Raw genomic sequence first — 14407 nt, 5'->3', positions numbered from 1 at the left:
CATTCGCGCCTAATATTTCTGAGTTTTGAGTTAAGCGTATGGATCTTATCTTCAGTACCACTTTCCCTATTCTATTCGCCATTTTTGTATTCGCAGCAATCGTACGTGGATTCTCTGGTTTCGGCTTTACACTGGTCGCTTTACCACTCAGTGCGCTGTTCATGCCTGTCATCGAAATTGTGCCCGTATTTATGCTCATCGATTTACTTGGCAATGTGCAGCTACTGCCTAAAGTACGCCACTACGTGAAATGGAAATGGGTTGGTCAGGTGTTTATACCTTGCTTAATCTTCACCCCGATTGGCTTGCTGCTGCTCAAAAGCGTCGACCAAGACACGATTATCTTAATCATCAGTGCCTTCATATTTGCGTCGGCGTTACTCATCCAACGAGGTTTTCAGTATCAGGGAGAACCAAGGCTTGCTCCCTACTTATTAGGAAGCCTTGCAGGGCTGATGAACGGCGCGGCTTCTATGTCTGGGCCACCAGTTGGGGCTCATGCTTTAGCGAGCCAAATCGCACCACATATTGCGCGCGCCTGCTTGATCGCTTTCTTTGTATTGGCAGACTTTAGCGCGTTTCTTGCGGCAAGTGTTGGTGGATTAGTAAATGGACAGATCGTTATTCTAGCTGCTGCGCTTCTACCTGCCAGCATGTTAGGCGGGTCCATTGGCACCAAGCTATTTGAACATTTTGGTGGCGATAAATTTAAGCCAGTAACGATTTTACTGCTAGTCGTGATCGCGGCCATCAGTGCAGGCCGTGTTCTGCTTTAACAAAATGAAAGGGCGCTACCATTCGATATGGATTGGCGTCCCCATCTCGACCAGCTCTATAAACTCATCCATTTCTTGGTTAGTTAGTGCAATGCAACCATTGGTCCAGTCGAAGCTTTGAATAAATTGTGGGGACTTCGACTCACCATTTTTTAAACCGTGTATTTTGATATCTCCGCCCAGAGATAACCTGAACTCTCCCGCTCGAATAATATCTTGCAAATGTGGATAGCTAATATGCACCGAACGATAAAAGCTCGATTCCTCAGTCACGTAATCTAAGCGGTAATGCCCCTCTGGGGTACGATTGTCCCCTTCATGTAATTTGTGCCCTTTAGGCTCTTTACCAAGTGCAATTCGATACTCTTTCAACACTGTAGTGCCATCCATCAAGTACATCCTTCGCTTCGATTTATCGACTTTCACTAAAGAGACTTTCAGCTGAGGGACTACGCTGTTTTCTAACTTAGAATCGGATTCAGAGGCGTACAAACTTGAGCTAGCCGCCAACACCGATAACGTCACAAGGTGAAAAATCCGCATAACGCTACTCGATTGGCATAGCCATAATTCGGGATTGAGTATGCATCCCTAGTTTTTCATAGAAGCCAAGGGCTTGCTCATTAAACTCCATCACTTCAAGACGCATTTCTACTGCCTCTTGGGCTTTGGCCCACTGAGTAACTTTCGCCATAAGCGACTTCCCGATGCCAGAAGATTGAATTTGATCGTCCACGACAATGGTATTGACGCGACACACTTTGTGACCTTGAATAAAACTCACATCAAGATTTTGGGTGATTCGAGCCACCACAAACCCAATAATGTTGTGATCGTTTTCCGCGACAAAAAATACCCCAGTAGGCTCTAGCATGAGCCCCAACCAGTACTCTTCATTACCCTTTTGAGACTCATTAGGATCCGAGAAAACGCTCGGCGCGCCTTGAAAGTGCTGCTGATTAATTTGATTGGCTAAACGGAGAATAGATTGAATGTCTTTGACCTGAGCAGTACGAATATGCATAAATAAATTCCCTTGAGCAATACTCGAACCATAGCAAAGAACCATAAGAATATCTGCTATACAGTAAATACATCATTCACGAATTATTCACATAGAGCATGTCATTCTCTACCCATAGAATTTTTGAAGGGATATGACATGAAACCACTATTGACTGCACTCATTATCGGTAGCACTTTTTTCGCATCTACAGGCCTACACGCCGCGAACTTAAGTAACGGTGAAACCCAATTCAAAACCCTATGTGTTTCTTGCCACGGAGATTTAGGGCATGGCGACGGCATTGCGGGAAAATCTCTCCCAGAGCAACCATCGAACATCTATGACGGCCTTACCTCTTTTTGGGAATCAGAGAGCGAACTCACTGACACAGTGCTAAATGGCAACGAAGGCATGCCAGCATGGGGCAGTATCCTCAATGAAAGCGATGTGCAAGATATCTTCGCCTACGTCTTAGAAATTAATAAATAGAACAAAAAAGAGAAGGCTTCCATAATGGTCGCCTTCTCTTAAATTTACACCTAACTCAAATCAGGATTACTCCAACGCAAGTTGTTCGTTGATTTGACGAATTTTTGCTTTCCATTCTTCTTGAAGTGCTGGCTTTTGATGCTTCGCCTTTCGGTTCATATCATCTTCAAGCAGTTGTTCTAATTCAAAAAGGCTTTCAAGCAACGTTTCTTCATCAAATAGCGGAACACTTTCTCCCGCAGCCGTTGCCGACTGTTCAGAACCCGACGTATTGCCTCCAAGCTCTTTGGCCGTCGACCCGCTATTGCCCAACAAACGGTACACTTGTTCAAGATCGGTATGCTCTTCAAATACACCGTCCACGATCAACCAATATCGATTACAGCATGTTTCGATTAGCTCGCGATCATGACTCACGACCATCAAGCCACCTTGGAACTGATTAAGTGTGTCGAACAGCTCCTGCTTACCTTCCATGTCTAGATGGTTCGTCGGTTCATCAAGAAACAACAGGTGGTATTTAGCTAAGCTAAGCCCTATGAACAACAACCTAGCCCTTTCGCCACCACTTAACTCAACAACAGGTTGCGAGTGTCGCTGATAAGCAAAACCAGCGCTAATTAATGCCATTTTTCTGGTTTCGTCCGTCAGCGGAGCGAATGGGCGTAACGCTTCTAACAAAGAGTCGTGATCATGTAACTGCTCAAGGCTTTGATCGTAATAACCCAATCGGCATTGAGCATGAAACACAAAGTCTGTATCTAGGGCTGAACTTTCTTGCGACTGGTTAAACTGATAGCGTGCAAACAGTAAACGTAATAACGAAGACTTACCGCAGCCATTCTGTCCCAAAATGGCGATACGCTCGCCGCTTTTGATTTGTTTATCCACCAGCTGAAACAACCTTGGTGCATCAAGTGCAGGAGTAACAGCAACATCTCGCAAGTCCATCAAACGATTCGCAGGTAAGGTTTCACCGCTTAACGTTAAACGCCATGGAGAACCTTCCCCTAATTGGGTTTGATTCTCCTGCAAACGCTCTTTACGCTTCTCCATGTGTTTAGCCTTTCGAGCAAGATCTTCATTGTCGTAGACTTTGCCCCATTCCGCTAAACGCTTGGCACTTTTCGCAATACGGTCGATTTCTTTCTGTTCGACGTTGCGCCTTTGTTCATCGGTCTTATCTTTTTCTGATAACGCTTGTCGGGCTTCAGAACAAGCAAGATCGAAGTGATACAACGTCTTGTCTCGCATGACCCAAGTGGTGTTGGTCACTTTATCCAACAACCTTTGATCATGTGACACCAACACAAAACTGCCTTTCCAATTCAGCAGAAAGTTCTCTAACCATAACAAGGTAGGCAGATCTAAGTGGTTACTGGGTTCATCCAAAAGCAATAAGTCGGGCTGTTTAATCAGTGCTCGCGCCAGTAGTAAACGCATATGTTGTCCACCACTAAGCTGCCCAGCCTCGTGATTCCATTGGTGTTCACTAAAGCCCATCTCAACCAATAGCGCTTCCGCTCGCCACTGTTCCTCTAGCTTACTCGCCGAAGGGAGCTGATCACTCAACGCATCTAGCAAACTGACCGACGCTAAATGTGTTGGTAAATGCTGCTCTATGTGAGCAATCACGCAATGGTTGGCTTGGGATATTTGACCAGTATGGTCACTGATTTGTTGGCTTAAAACTTTTAGTAAGGTGCTCTTTCCACAACCATTATGCCCAATTAGGCCAACTCGGTTTCCTTTCTGTAAGGTAAACGAAATCCCTTCAAACAAAGTGCCCGAAGTAAGGTCGATAGAAATAGATTGTGCAGATAATAAAGTACTCATAATTAACTCAAGAATTGCGGGCATAAAAGGCCCTTGTCTAGCTGATGCTGACAACAATCCTAGAGCTCGAGTGAAGAGAACTCTTTTCGCAGAAATTATCCCGCTAGGGATGTATGCTTTCTAAGTTTCGCTCAAGCTCGGATTATCGCAGCGCGATATCGCAATCTCTTGAGCGAGTCTCTATAGCAAAATGACGCACGTTAAAAAAACGGCACACAAACATATCAAATCCTCCTTATTCTCTGGTGAGTGGCTCCCGAAATTGGAGTACTCTTAGTGATTCGATGAATTTATAATAAATAGCGAATGATATTGGTCGCAAGATTAAATTGTTCACTACAAGAGATACGTCATAACATTTGACCAAGGTAATACTTTTTCATGATTAGACTTGCTGTTATTGGAACCAACTGGATTACACAAAAATTCGTACAAGCCGCGATAGAAACTCAGCAATTCACACTATCGGCTGTGTATTCACGCTCACTCGACAGTGCGAAGGCTTTCGCTGAAGAATTCTCTGCCCCCCACTTATTCGATGACTTGTCATCTTTGGCCCAGTCAGATGACGTCGACGCGGTATATATTGCTTCTCCTAATTCACTGCATGCTCAGCAAGCCATACTCATGATGAGCCATGGCAAGCATGTTATTTGTGAAAAACCCGTCGCTTCAAACATTGAGCAAGCAAGACAAGTTGTGAAAGCTGCTGAAGAGAGCAAAGTGGTACTATTTGAGGCTTATAAATCAGAATTCCTACCTAACTTCAAACAAGTTCAACTTGGTTTAAGTAAGATTGGGCGCGTACATAAAGCGCATTTAAGTTACTGCCAGTATTCATCTCGATACCAAAAATATCTAAACGGTGAAAACCCAAATACTTTCAACCCTCAGTTTTCAAACGGCTCGATGATGGACATTGGTTTTTATTGTGTGTCTGCCGCCATCGCTCTATTTGGCAAACCGAGCAAGGTTCAAGCATCGGGGATTTTGTTAGAGTCAGGTGTCGATGGCCATGGGGATGCTTTGTTCACTTACCCAGACTTCACCGTAACGCTTGCGCACTCCAAGGTCACGGATTCTTATGCGCCAAGTGAGATTCAAGGTGAGGAAGGATCGATCATCATTGATCACATAGCAGAATGTACCAAAGTGACCATTCAATACCGAGATGGAACAACCGAAGAGCTCACCGTGCCTCAAGTTGAAAACTCTATGTATTACGAAGCAGAAGCCTTCGCGAAAAAGATCCATGCTCAAGATCTGAGCCGAGATGAGCGCGCTCTGATTACATCAGAGATCACTACCGAAATGCGAAAACAGGTTGGTGTGACATTCCCAGCCGACGAGTAAGTTTAGCTGCGAGTTAAGCAGCCAGAAATGGAGTAGCGCTAAGACTAAAAAGGCAGAGTAACCTCTGCCTTTTTTGATACGAGATAACCGCTAGTCTAATAACGCTCGACCATTATCGCCCTGCTCGTAAATACACAAGCTGATTCTCGACAAGGTCTTAATCTCTTTTAGGCTGACAACTAGGCTGTTGTTGCCGTTAGCCATATTGCTTTTCAAACGATCCACGAGCTTCATCACTTCCGCTATATCGGCTTTTGCTTTGGGTACTCTCGCACTAATGAAGCTAAACCACTTCTCACTCATATTACGGCTTACCTTAGCCAACACTTCTGAGTTTGTGATCGTAAATGGCTTATTCAATGCACCGCCATCACGAAGAATATCGTAGATAATGTGCCCATTTTTCTTCGCAACCATCATGTTCTTGGTGTTCAATTGCAGTTCACCAATGTGGCCATTCGCCATTTTCAAAAAGAACTTAATATCTTTGTAACCGGCTTCCGTCGCCCCACAGTTGAATTTGGCATTGTCACCCTTACTGGTGCCATACCTGTCTTTCATCGCCGTTTGGTGATGCTGTAATTTGGCAAACTCTTCAGTCAACGCAATCATCGACTTCGCGGCAACCATGTCTTCCATGCTTTCAAACACTATGGTCATACGCGCTGCATCTTTCAAATCACCGATATCGTAGTGGCGCTTACGATTGGTAATTTTGTCTAGTGCACCGTGGAAGTCCTTTACGCCGAAATACGCGCCAGGTGGCTGTTTAACAGTACCATTACACACAGAAGCGACACGCACCGCGTATTCTTTCAGTGCTTCCTGAGCTTCTATCGTTTCCATGAACATTAAAAAAAGCTGCTTCTTCTTTAAGCTCGCATTAGCCACTTGGTTACGAGAATTAAAATCCAAATCACCCGAAGCTAACTTATTACTTGCCGACTCATCCAAGTAATTATGAATACGCTCTTTCTGAGTCATGATTTCGAGTATGGTTTGATCTTGCTGCTTATTGGCATCGTTGAGGTAATCGAAGTTTTCAACTTTGTGCTTTAGTGCCTGCAACCTTTGGTTGTAATCTTCTACGTTCACCAAGCGGAAGCCTTGCGACATAATGCCTTGCTGATTGATCTTCGCTAAAACCTTCGCTTTGTTTTTCCTAACTTGTTCTTTCGTTATCTGTATATCATCCGTGGTCGGCATGTCGTCACTCCATCTAAACTCAGCATATTTTTGATTGCTGATTCCTTACCGTTTGTAAACGATATTAGTTTATAGATTTAACAATTACATCTATTTTGATTGATAAGTCTATAAAATAACTTAGGTTTGAGAGATGTTTCCACGAAAGGGAGCCTAAGAAGCGAGTAAGCAAAGAGCATACAAAAAGAACAAAGCCTGCGCTCACTGAAGCAGGCTTAAAAGGTCGAGCACGGCTATCGAGCTCCGACTTCATCAAGTTTTAAAGCAAATGGCTTATTTATAAGCTTTGATAAGAACCGATGTGTCCATTCTGCCTAAACCTTTCGCTTGTAAGGCTTCATATTGACTGTCCACTTCTTGCGTTAATGGCAGCGACAAGCCATGTTTAGCCGCTTCACTTAAACAAATCCCTAAATCTTTACGCATCCAATCAATCGCGAAGCCAAAATCGAATTTATCTTCAGACATGGTCACTGCACGGTTCTCCATCTGCCAAGAGCCTGCTGCACCGTGTTTAAGTACATTAACCACCTGCTCAACATCAAGATTCGATTTTTCAGCAAGCAGTAGCGCTTCGCTTAAGCCTTTCAAGACACCTGAAATACAAATTTGGTTAACCATTTTGCAGCGCTGACCTTGTCCGTGCCCACCTAGTAAGGTTGACTGTTTAGCATAGCTATTCAGCACGTCAGATACAGAGTCAAACACCTGCTCGTCACCGCCACACATAATGGTTAAAGCTCCGTTTTCTGCGCCCGCTTGTCCACCTGACACTGGTGCATCAATGAAGTGGATTCCAAGGTCTTTACATGCGCTCGCTAATTCTTCCGCTAATTCAGCTGATGTGGTGGTGTGATCAATCAAAACAGACCCAGATGTCATACCCATCAGCACGCCATCATCGCCGTAAACCACACTTCTTACGTCATCATCGTTGCCAACACAAATTGCTACCACCTCTGAACCTTCGGCTGCCAGCTTCGGTGTTACTCGATACTCTCCAGAAAATTGTGCCGCCCATGCTTCGGCTTTACTTTCTGTGCGATTGTAAACTTTGGTGTCAAAACCAGCGTTAGACAAATGCCCTGCCATCGGGTAGCCCATCACTCCCAACCCAATAAATGCTACGTTTTTCTTTTTCATGCTCAACCCTCACGATATTTTCAAACTTCACTTTGAGTTAACTTAATCGATCGCATTGACATATGTCAATTAAAAATATTGAACTAATTAGATACAGACCAATGCATTGAAATAAGTCATGGCTTATACTCAAACGTGATTTAGGGTAGGAGAAGTAGTGTGAGTGACATTAAATTCAGCAAGATAGCGCAAGTCATACGTGAAAGAATTGAGTTAGGTGAATATCCACCAAGTTCGAAGCTACCTACTCATCGAGTACTTGCAGCTGAATTAGACACAACACCCGCTACCGTTTCCAAAGCTTATAAGTTGCTAGCAGACGAGGGGAAGTTAGAGTCATTTGTTGGCCGTGGAACGTTCGTTTGCGGAAAGTCTGATCTGAACCTTGCCATTCAAGCTCCAGAAGAAGAAGAGCATTACAACTTTTCAATCCTCCAGCCATGCCTTCACAAAAACGTAGGCCCACTAAAAAACGCCTATCAAGTGGCAGCGGATAAACTTAGTGCAGACCTTATCGGGTACGCCGAACACTCTGGCCATGAAGCGCATCGAAAAGCAGGCGTAAAGTGGGCACAGCACTTTGGTTTAAAAGGCGGAACTACCAGCAACACGGTACTAGTTGATGGCGCTCAACATGCGCTTTCAGTTTTGATTAACCTGTTAACCAAACCCGGTGACACAATTGCAGTCGAAGCATTAACCTATCCAGGTATTCTGGCCGTTGCGAGGCTTTCAGGCCGTAACGTGGTCGGTGTGGAAATGGATGAACATGGCGTGATCCCTAGCGAATTAGATAAAGTCATTCGCGCTAACAAACCTAAGTTAATGGTCGTTGTGCCTTCACACCAAAATCCGACAGGGATAACGATGCCTGAAACTCGCCGACAAAGTATCGCTAAAGTCATCGAAAAACACTCAACTTGGCTGTTAGAAGACGATATTTACTGCTTTTTAGATGAGACGGCCATTCCGGCCATTAGCAATTTTATTCCCGAGAAAGCGTTCCATATCTCATCGCTTTCAAAAGCGATCAGCCCTGCGATGCGTTGCGGCTACATCAAAGCGCCAGATAGTCAACTTCCTATGTTAAATGCCCATATTCGCGCCAATATTTGGCTGTCTTCTCCAATCAATTACCTAGCGGCGACCCAATTAATTGAATCTGGTGAAGCCTTTCAAATAGCAGAGGCCCAACGAAAAAGCGCATTCGAACGTCAAGAATTGGCAAGAAAGGTTATGCCTTCAATTCAGTGCCGTGCAACGGGATACCATATTTGGCTCCCACTAACGAAAAGCTGGAAATCAGATCAACTTACGTTAGAAGCAAAAAATAAGGGGGTGCTCGTCAGTAGCGGGAATTACTTCGATGTAGAAGGCAATGAAACCCATCATATCCGCTTATCGTTAATGTCGATAAGTACGGAAACGAGATTGCAAGAAGGCCTAGGAATACTGAAAGACCTTGTTAACTCAGAGAGTGGCGCACTCCTACCTTTTTAGTGTCTACTAATTAGTAGCAATGACTGCCGAACAAGATATTCTCGGGATTAAGGTGAAGCCACTTTTATACTTCACCTACTCTCCCTACACAGCAACGATTCCGCCATATATCGTTGCCCAATTGCCTGTGATTAGCTTGAACGATTACGTAGTTTCGGGTCGTCACTGAGGTACTCTACAAACTCTACTTCAAACCCCGCAGGGTCAACGAAGTAAACGTTCTTACGATACGGTTCTTTAGCGCCTGGTTTGGCTATCTCAAAACCTGCTTGAGTGAGCCTATCAATGACCGCCTCAATATTGTGCGTGACATAGGCGAAATGAGCTAACCCAATCTGATGTCCAGACAGATCCCGATTATTTCCTTCCCCGTGATCACTCAAAGCGATGTAGTGATATTCGTCGCCAAAATGGAGCCAGTTACGTGGTTTACCATACCACTCTCCTTGCCCTTCATCGCGAACTGACCAATGTGGAAAAGCGGCCTTATAGAAGCTCAACATTTCAGGAATGTCTCTTACGACTAAATTTACATGTTCAAGTTGGATCATAGCTCTCTCCTTAGCTTTAAATTAATTCAACATGGTCATGCTAATACCTCAAGTTAAGTTGAGGTAAAGTGCTAATTTCAAATAATTGATAAAACTGGAGTAGTGTTTAGGCACACCCGATATGTATGAGCCAGTTTCAGGCCGATACGTAGACCATTCCCTTTCAAATCATTTCGCAGATCCGCTATATAGAACCCGTATTATCAGCCCGACTTTGCTTAATCGACTAGGATTAAACTAACGCGCTACAGCACCACTCAATTAAATCGGAGGTTCTGGTGAAACTAGCCCGCCCACTCACATTGTTGCTATCAATGTTCATTTGCTCCTACGCGTTTGGAAAACACTGCCAACAAATAAAAGTGGGGAGTACTAACGGCTGGTATCCAGTTACCTACGTAGACCCTCAAACTAACCTGCCATCAGGTATTGCTCACGACCTCATCCAGCTAATCGGTGAACGTTTAGCGCTACCGATCATTATCGACACTGAAACACCCTGGAAACGGTTACTGCATAAAGTAGAAGAAGGAACGCTTGATATGGTCTCAGCGATTTACCTGACTCATGAACGAGAGCGCCTGTATCGTTTTACAGCGCCCTACTACGTCAATCAAGCTAGGGTGTTTGTAGCCAAAGGAAACGAATTTCCCTTTAACAAATTGGAAGACTTAAAAGACTTAACCGGAGTCATTCCGTTAGGGGGAAGTTTTGGTGATGAATTTGATAATTTCAGTGCTGAGAACAATCTAAAATTAATCTCAGTTGAAACTAAAGAACAGAAAGGAAGAATGCTGCTAACCGGGCGTGCAGACTACTTTGTTCATGACTTTATTGACGGTACTAGCTACCTCAATCGATATGGTCTACAAGACAAAATCGTCGCCTTAGACCACCCAATATCGACAACCAATGTCTATTTTGCCCTTTCCCGTCACTCGCCATGCCAGTATTTGATCCCTCAGATCAACGCGATCATCAACGAAACAACACAAGATGGTAGCCTCCAGGCAATCATCGATCAGTATCTCGATGGTTCATACCGTTATTAAGTGAAGTAGAGAATTGAACTAAAAACAAATGAAAAGCGCGTCACCTACGCCTTATTTTAACTGTCGTGCACTCTCGGAAGTCCATTTACACCTAGCAGCTCAGATAGTACTGCCCCGTGATTCTATAATCCCCTACAGTCATCGGTTCTACCTATCAAATAAATAGGGACAAAGAATCTGCATTTCTGATGGCTTAGTGCCATTCTTAACTAAAGCCAAAAACCACACTAATGCAAAGATTTAAACGATATTACAAAGACTTAGTTAGTGGTGGTTACTTTCTCAAAAACCATTTTAATTACACTGAGGAAATACATATGCACGGTGAACAAGGCGGTAAATGCCCAGTAATACATGGTGGGAACACAACCCTAGGCGGAAAAGCAACTAAGAGCGTTGATTGGTGGCCAAACCAATTAAACCTCAAAATTCTTCATCAAAACGATAAAAAATCCAACCCACTCGGGGAAGACTTTAACTACGCTGAAGCGTTTAAAGCCCTAAACCTAAAAGCAGTAAAAGCCGATCTTGAAGCACTCATGACCGACTCTCAAGATTGGTGGCCTGCAGATTATGGCCACTACGGACCATTCATGATCCGCATGGCATGGCACGCTGCTGGGACATATCGAACTTCCGATGGTCGTGGGGGCGGTAACACTGGTAACCAACGCTTCGCTCCACTTAACAGTTGGCCTGATAATGGCAACCTAGACAAAGCTCGTCGCTTACTGTGGCCGGTAAAACAGAAATATGGCAATAGCCTTTCTTGGGCAGATCTATTTATCCTCGCAGGTAACGTCGCCATTGAATCCATGGGTCTACCAACCTTTGGTTTCGCAGGTGGCCGTGCTGATATTTGGGAGCCAGAAGAAGACATCTACTGGGGCGCGGAAAGTGAATGGCTCGGCGATGAGCGATACTCTGGCGAGCGAGAGCTTGAAAAGCCACTAGCAGCGGTACAAATGGGCTTAATATACGTCAACCCTGAAGGCCCAAATGGAGACCCAAGCATACTGGCTTCAGGTCGAGATATTCGAGACACCTTTGCTCGTATGGGCATGAACGATGAAGAAACCGTAGCACTTGTAGCAGGTGGGCACACATTCGGCAAAACACACGGCGCAGGTTCAGAAGAAGAAATGGGGCCAGAGCCCGAAGCTGCTCCTCTCGAAGAAATGGGCTTCGGCTGGAAAAATAGTTTTGGAACAGGTAAAGGGGACGACACCACGACCTCCGGTATTGAAGGCGCATGGACACCTAATCCAATCCAGTGGGACAACGGATATTTCGATATGTTGTTTGGCTATGACTGGGATCTAGTGAAAAGCCCGGCAGGGGCATGGCAATGGCAAGCGATTGGTGTAGATGAAGACCACTTGGCGCCGAAAGCTCATGATGCCTCACAGAAGGTTAAAACCATTATGACGACAGCGGACATGGCAATGCGTATGGATCCGATCTATGGCCCTATCTCTAAGCGCTTCCATGAAAACCCAGAGCAATTCGCTGATGCCTTTGCGCGAGCTTGGTTTAAGTTAACACACCGTGATATGGGACCAAAGAGCCGCTATATAGGCGAAGAGTCACCTCAAGAAGATTTGATCTGGCAAGATCCATTGCCACAAACAGCCTACGCTGCGCTTTCTGACAGCGACATTACTGAGTTAAAACAAGCAATACTAGACTCGGAATTGAGTGTTTCGGAACTAGTATTTACGGCTTGGTCTAGCGCTTCAACTTACCGCGGTTCAGATTATCGTGGCGGCGCAAACGGTGCTCGTATCCGTTTATCGCCTCAAAGAGATTGGGAAGCAAACCAGCCTGAACAGTTAGGCAAAGTACTTGCGGTTTTAGAAAGAATTCAAGGTAGCTTTAATTCGAATGAGCGTGGCATATCTATTGCCGACTTAATTGTACTGGCTGGTAACGTGGCTATTGAAAAAGCCGCGAAAGACGGTGGTTTTGACGTTGATGTCCCATTCTTAAGTGGACGTGTTGACGCAACAGCAGAGCAAACAGACGAAGAATCGTTCGCGGTACTCGAACCCGAAGCTGATGGTTTCCGTAATTTTGCTAAGACACTTTTCTCTATGCCAGCCGAAGAGATGCTACTTGATAAAGCACAATTACTCGGCTTAACAGCTCCGGAAATGACAGTACTAATTGGTGGGCTACGCGTACTTGGCGCGAATCATGACAATACTGCTCATGGTGTGTTAACCGACAAAGTAGGAGTCCTAAGTAACGACTTCTTCATCAACTTAGTAGATATGGCCACAGAGTGGAAACCAATTTGCCCAAACAATAGTGCTTACCTAGGGACAGACCGTGCGACCGGAGAGAAAAAATGGACTGCAACACGAGTGGATTTAGTGTTTGGTTCTAACTCTCAACTAAGAGCGCTAGCTGAGCTGTACGCCTGTGACGATGCAAAAGAGAAGTTCGTAAATGACTTTATTGCAGCGTGGACTAAGGTCATGAATGCAGATCGCTTCGACCTTAAATAACACTCAATAAACACATAACTTCATTTAAAGGGTGGCCGAGTGCCACCCTTTATTACATTAGAAACACGGCTTTCTAACTCATTTTCGATTTCTGATATGCAGCTAGTTAAAAGTACTAAGCACCTATAGCTAGTCTACTTGTCACCTCGTCAAAGTGCATTTCACCTAGAAACAACTATTGGATATATGTTTAGAAAGTGAGTATGAAATGACTCGCTAAGACGTAGTCAAAAACGAACGACACACCAGTCGAATGCCATTAGATCATCTCGAGCTTTCATTTCTAAAGCTAGCCTCCTTGTCACCTCGTCAAAGTGCATTTCACCTAGAAACAACTATTGGATCTATGTTTAGGAAGTAAGTATGAAATGACTCGGTAAGACTTAGTCAAAGGCGAACGACACAGCAATCGAATGCCATTAGCTCATCTCGCATTTTCACTCCTACTAAACCAAGCTTTTAAACTAGTATCCGAAATACCTTTTGGGCAGGTAAGTCACATCCCCTAATTGAACTCAGAACTCTATATACAAAACGGATGAGTCAAACTGCGCCGCATAGAACTTATGGGCTCGGTAAATGATATAAAGATTTTCAGAAGAATATCATTATTGACAATAACTTCAGACTATTCGGTTCTTGAGGCTCTAACTAATCTAAATGAAATAGGGGAAGCCAACTACTTATTTACTTTCTTACAGACGTAAAAAAGCCCGCTGAGAAATCAGCGGGCTTTTTAATGTGGCGGAGGGATAGGGATTTGAACCCTAGAAGAGCTATTAACCCTTGCCGGTTTTCAAGACCGGTGCTTTCGACCACTCAGCCATCCCTCCACAAATTGTCATCAATAGATTCGTACACTAATGATGTTGCTAGTTGCTTTCAGCAAGTAGCGATATTTAAAGCCTGGCGATGTCCTACTCTCACATGGGGAAGCCCCACACTACCATCGGCGCTATTGTGTTTCACTTCTGAGTTCGGCATG

At 44.4% G+C, this 14407-nt stretch carries 12 protein-coding genes, 1 tRNA gene and 1 rRNA gene; 6 read left to right on the top strand and 8 right to left on the bottom strand.

Annotated features, from left to right (window positions below):
• Positions 1 to 38: 38 nt before the first annotated feature.
• Positions 39 to 776 carry a sulfite exporter TauE/SafE family protein gene (locus tag ELZ11_RS08910; RefSeq protein WP_137357058.1) on the top strand — a complete coding sequence of 246 codons (738 nt, stop codon included), beginning with the start codon at positions 39 to 41 and terminating at the stop codon, positions 774 to 776.
• 15 nt (positions 777 to 791) lie between these two features.
• Here ELZ11_RS08910 and ELZ11_RS08905 read toward each other — a convergent pair whose 3' ends face one another.
• Both ELZ11_RS08905 and ELZ11_RS08900 read right to left on the bottom strand, forming a co-directional pair.
• Complete coding sequence (locus tag ELZ11_RS08905; RefSeq protein WP_137357057.1) at positions 792 to 1319, bottom strand: L,D-transpeptidase family protein; 528 nt, start codon at positions 1317 to 1319, stop codon at positions 792 to 794.
• Between the two features lie 4 nt (positions 1320 to 1323).
• Positions 1324 to 1800 (bottom strand): GNAT family N-acetyltransferase, encoded by a 477-nt coding sequence (locus ELZ11_RS08900; protein WP_137357056.1) that lies wholly within the window; start codon positions 1798 to 1800, stop codon positions 1324 to 1326.
• A 138-nt stretch (positions 1801 to 1938) separates the two neighbouring features.
• Between ELZ11_RS08900 and ELZ11_RS08895 the strand changes: the two genes are divergently transcribed.
• Positions 1939 to 2271, top strand: a complete 333-nt coding sequence (locus tag ELZ11_RS08895) for a c-type cytochrome (RefSeq protein WP_137357055.1) — start codon at positions 1939 to 1941, stop codon at positions 2269 to 2271.
• Between the two features lie 66 nt (positions 2272 to 2337).
• On the opposite strand, the gene ELZ11_RS08890 is transcribed toward ELZ11_RS08895, so the two are convergent.
• Positions 2338 to 4107, bottom strand: coding sequence for an ABC-F family ATP-binding cassette domain-containing protein (locus tag ELZ11_RS08890; protein ID WP_137357054.1), 1770 nt, complete (start codon positions 4105 to 4107; stop codon positions 2338 to 2340).
• A 381-nt stretch (positions 4108 to 4488) separates the two neighbouring features.
• Between ELZ11_RS08890 and ELZ11_RS08885 the strand changes: the two genes are divergently transcribed.
• Positions 4489 to 5460, top strand: a complete 972-nt coding sequence (locus tag ELZ11_RS08885) for a Gfo/Idh/MocA family protein (RefSeq protein WP_137357053.1) — start codon at positions 4489 to 4491, stop codon at positions 5458 to 5460.
• Positions 5461 to 5550: 90 nt separating this feature from the next.
• Here the strand turns inward: ELZ11_RS08885 and ELZ11_RS08880 are convergent, their stop codons facing one another.
• Both ELZ11_RS08880 and ELZ11_RS08875 read right to left on the bottom strand, forming a co-directional pair.
• Positions 5551 to 6666, bottom strand: a complete 1116-nt coding sequence (locus ELZ11_RS08880) for a hypothetical protein (protein WP_137357052.1) — start codon at positions 6664 to 6666, stop codon at positions 5551 to 5553.
• A gap of 273 nt (positions 6667 to 6939) precedes the next feature.
• The gene (locus ELZ11_RS08875) at positions 6940 to 7809 is read right to left on the bottom strand and encodes an NAD(P)-dependent oxidoreductase (protein ID WP_137357051.1); all 870 of its coding nucleotides are present in this window, start codon (positions 7807 to 7809) and stop codon (positions 6940 to 6942) included.
• A gap of 159 nt (positions 7810 to 7968) precedes the next feature.
• On the opposite strand from ELZ11_RS08875, the gene ELZ11_RS08870 reads away from it, so the two are divergent.
• On the top strand, positions 7969 to 9309 hold the full coding sequence (locus ELZ11_RS08870) for an aminotransferase-like domain-containing protein (RefSeq protein ID WP_137357050.1): 1341 nt from the start codon (positions 7969 to 7971) through the stop codon (positions 9307 to 9309).
• Positions 9310 to 9440: 131 nt separating this feature from the next.
• Here ELZ11_RS08870 and ELZ11_RS08865 read toward each other — a convergent pair whose 3' ends face one another.
• The gene (locus ELZ11_RS08865) at positions 9441 to 9860 is read right to left on the bottom strand and encodes a VOC family protein (RefSeq protein WP_137357049.1); all 420 of its coding nucleotides are present in this window, start codon (positions 9858 to 9860) and stop codon (positions 9441 to 9443) included.
• Positions 9861 to 10138: 278 nt separating this feature from the next.
• On the opposite strand from ELZ11_RS08865, the gene ELZ11_RS08860 reads away from it, so the two are divergent.
• Entirely contained in the window at positions 10139 to 10912 is a 774-nt protein-coding gene (locus ELZ11_RS08860; protein ID WP_137357048.1) for a substrate-binding periplasmic protein, read from the top strand.
• Positions 10913 to 11229: 317 nt separating this feature from the next.
• Complete coding sequence (gene katG, locus ELZ11_RS08855; protein WP_137357047.1) at positions 11230 to 13422, top strand: catalase/peroxidase HPI; 2193 nt, start codon at positions 11230 to 11232, stop codon at positions 13420 to 13422.
• 742 nt (positions 13423 to 14164) lie between these two features.
• Here katG and ELZ11_RS08850 read toward each other — a convergent pair.
• Both ELZ11_RS08850 and rrf read right to left on the bottom strand, forming a co-directional pair.
• A tRNA-Ser gene (locus ELZ11_RS08850) sits at positions 14165 to 14255 on the bottom strand.
• A gap of 71 nt (positions 14256 to 14326) precedes the next feature.
• Positions 14327 to 14407 (bottom strand): 5S ribosomal RNA (gene rrf / locus ELZ11_RS24085); the annotation flags it as partial.

This window comes from Vibrio profundi, from assembly GCF_005281835.1.
GTDB classification, from domain to species: domain Bacteria; phylum Pseudomonadota; class Gammaproteobacteria; order Enterobacterales; family Vibrionaceae; genus Vibrio; species Vibrio profundi.
This window is presented reverse-complemented; position numbering and strand designations above follow the sequence as displayed.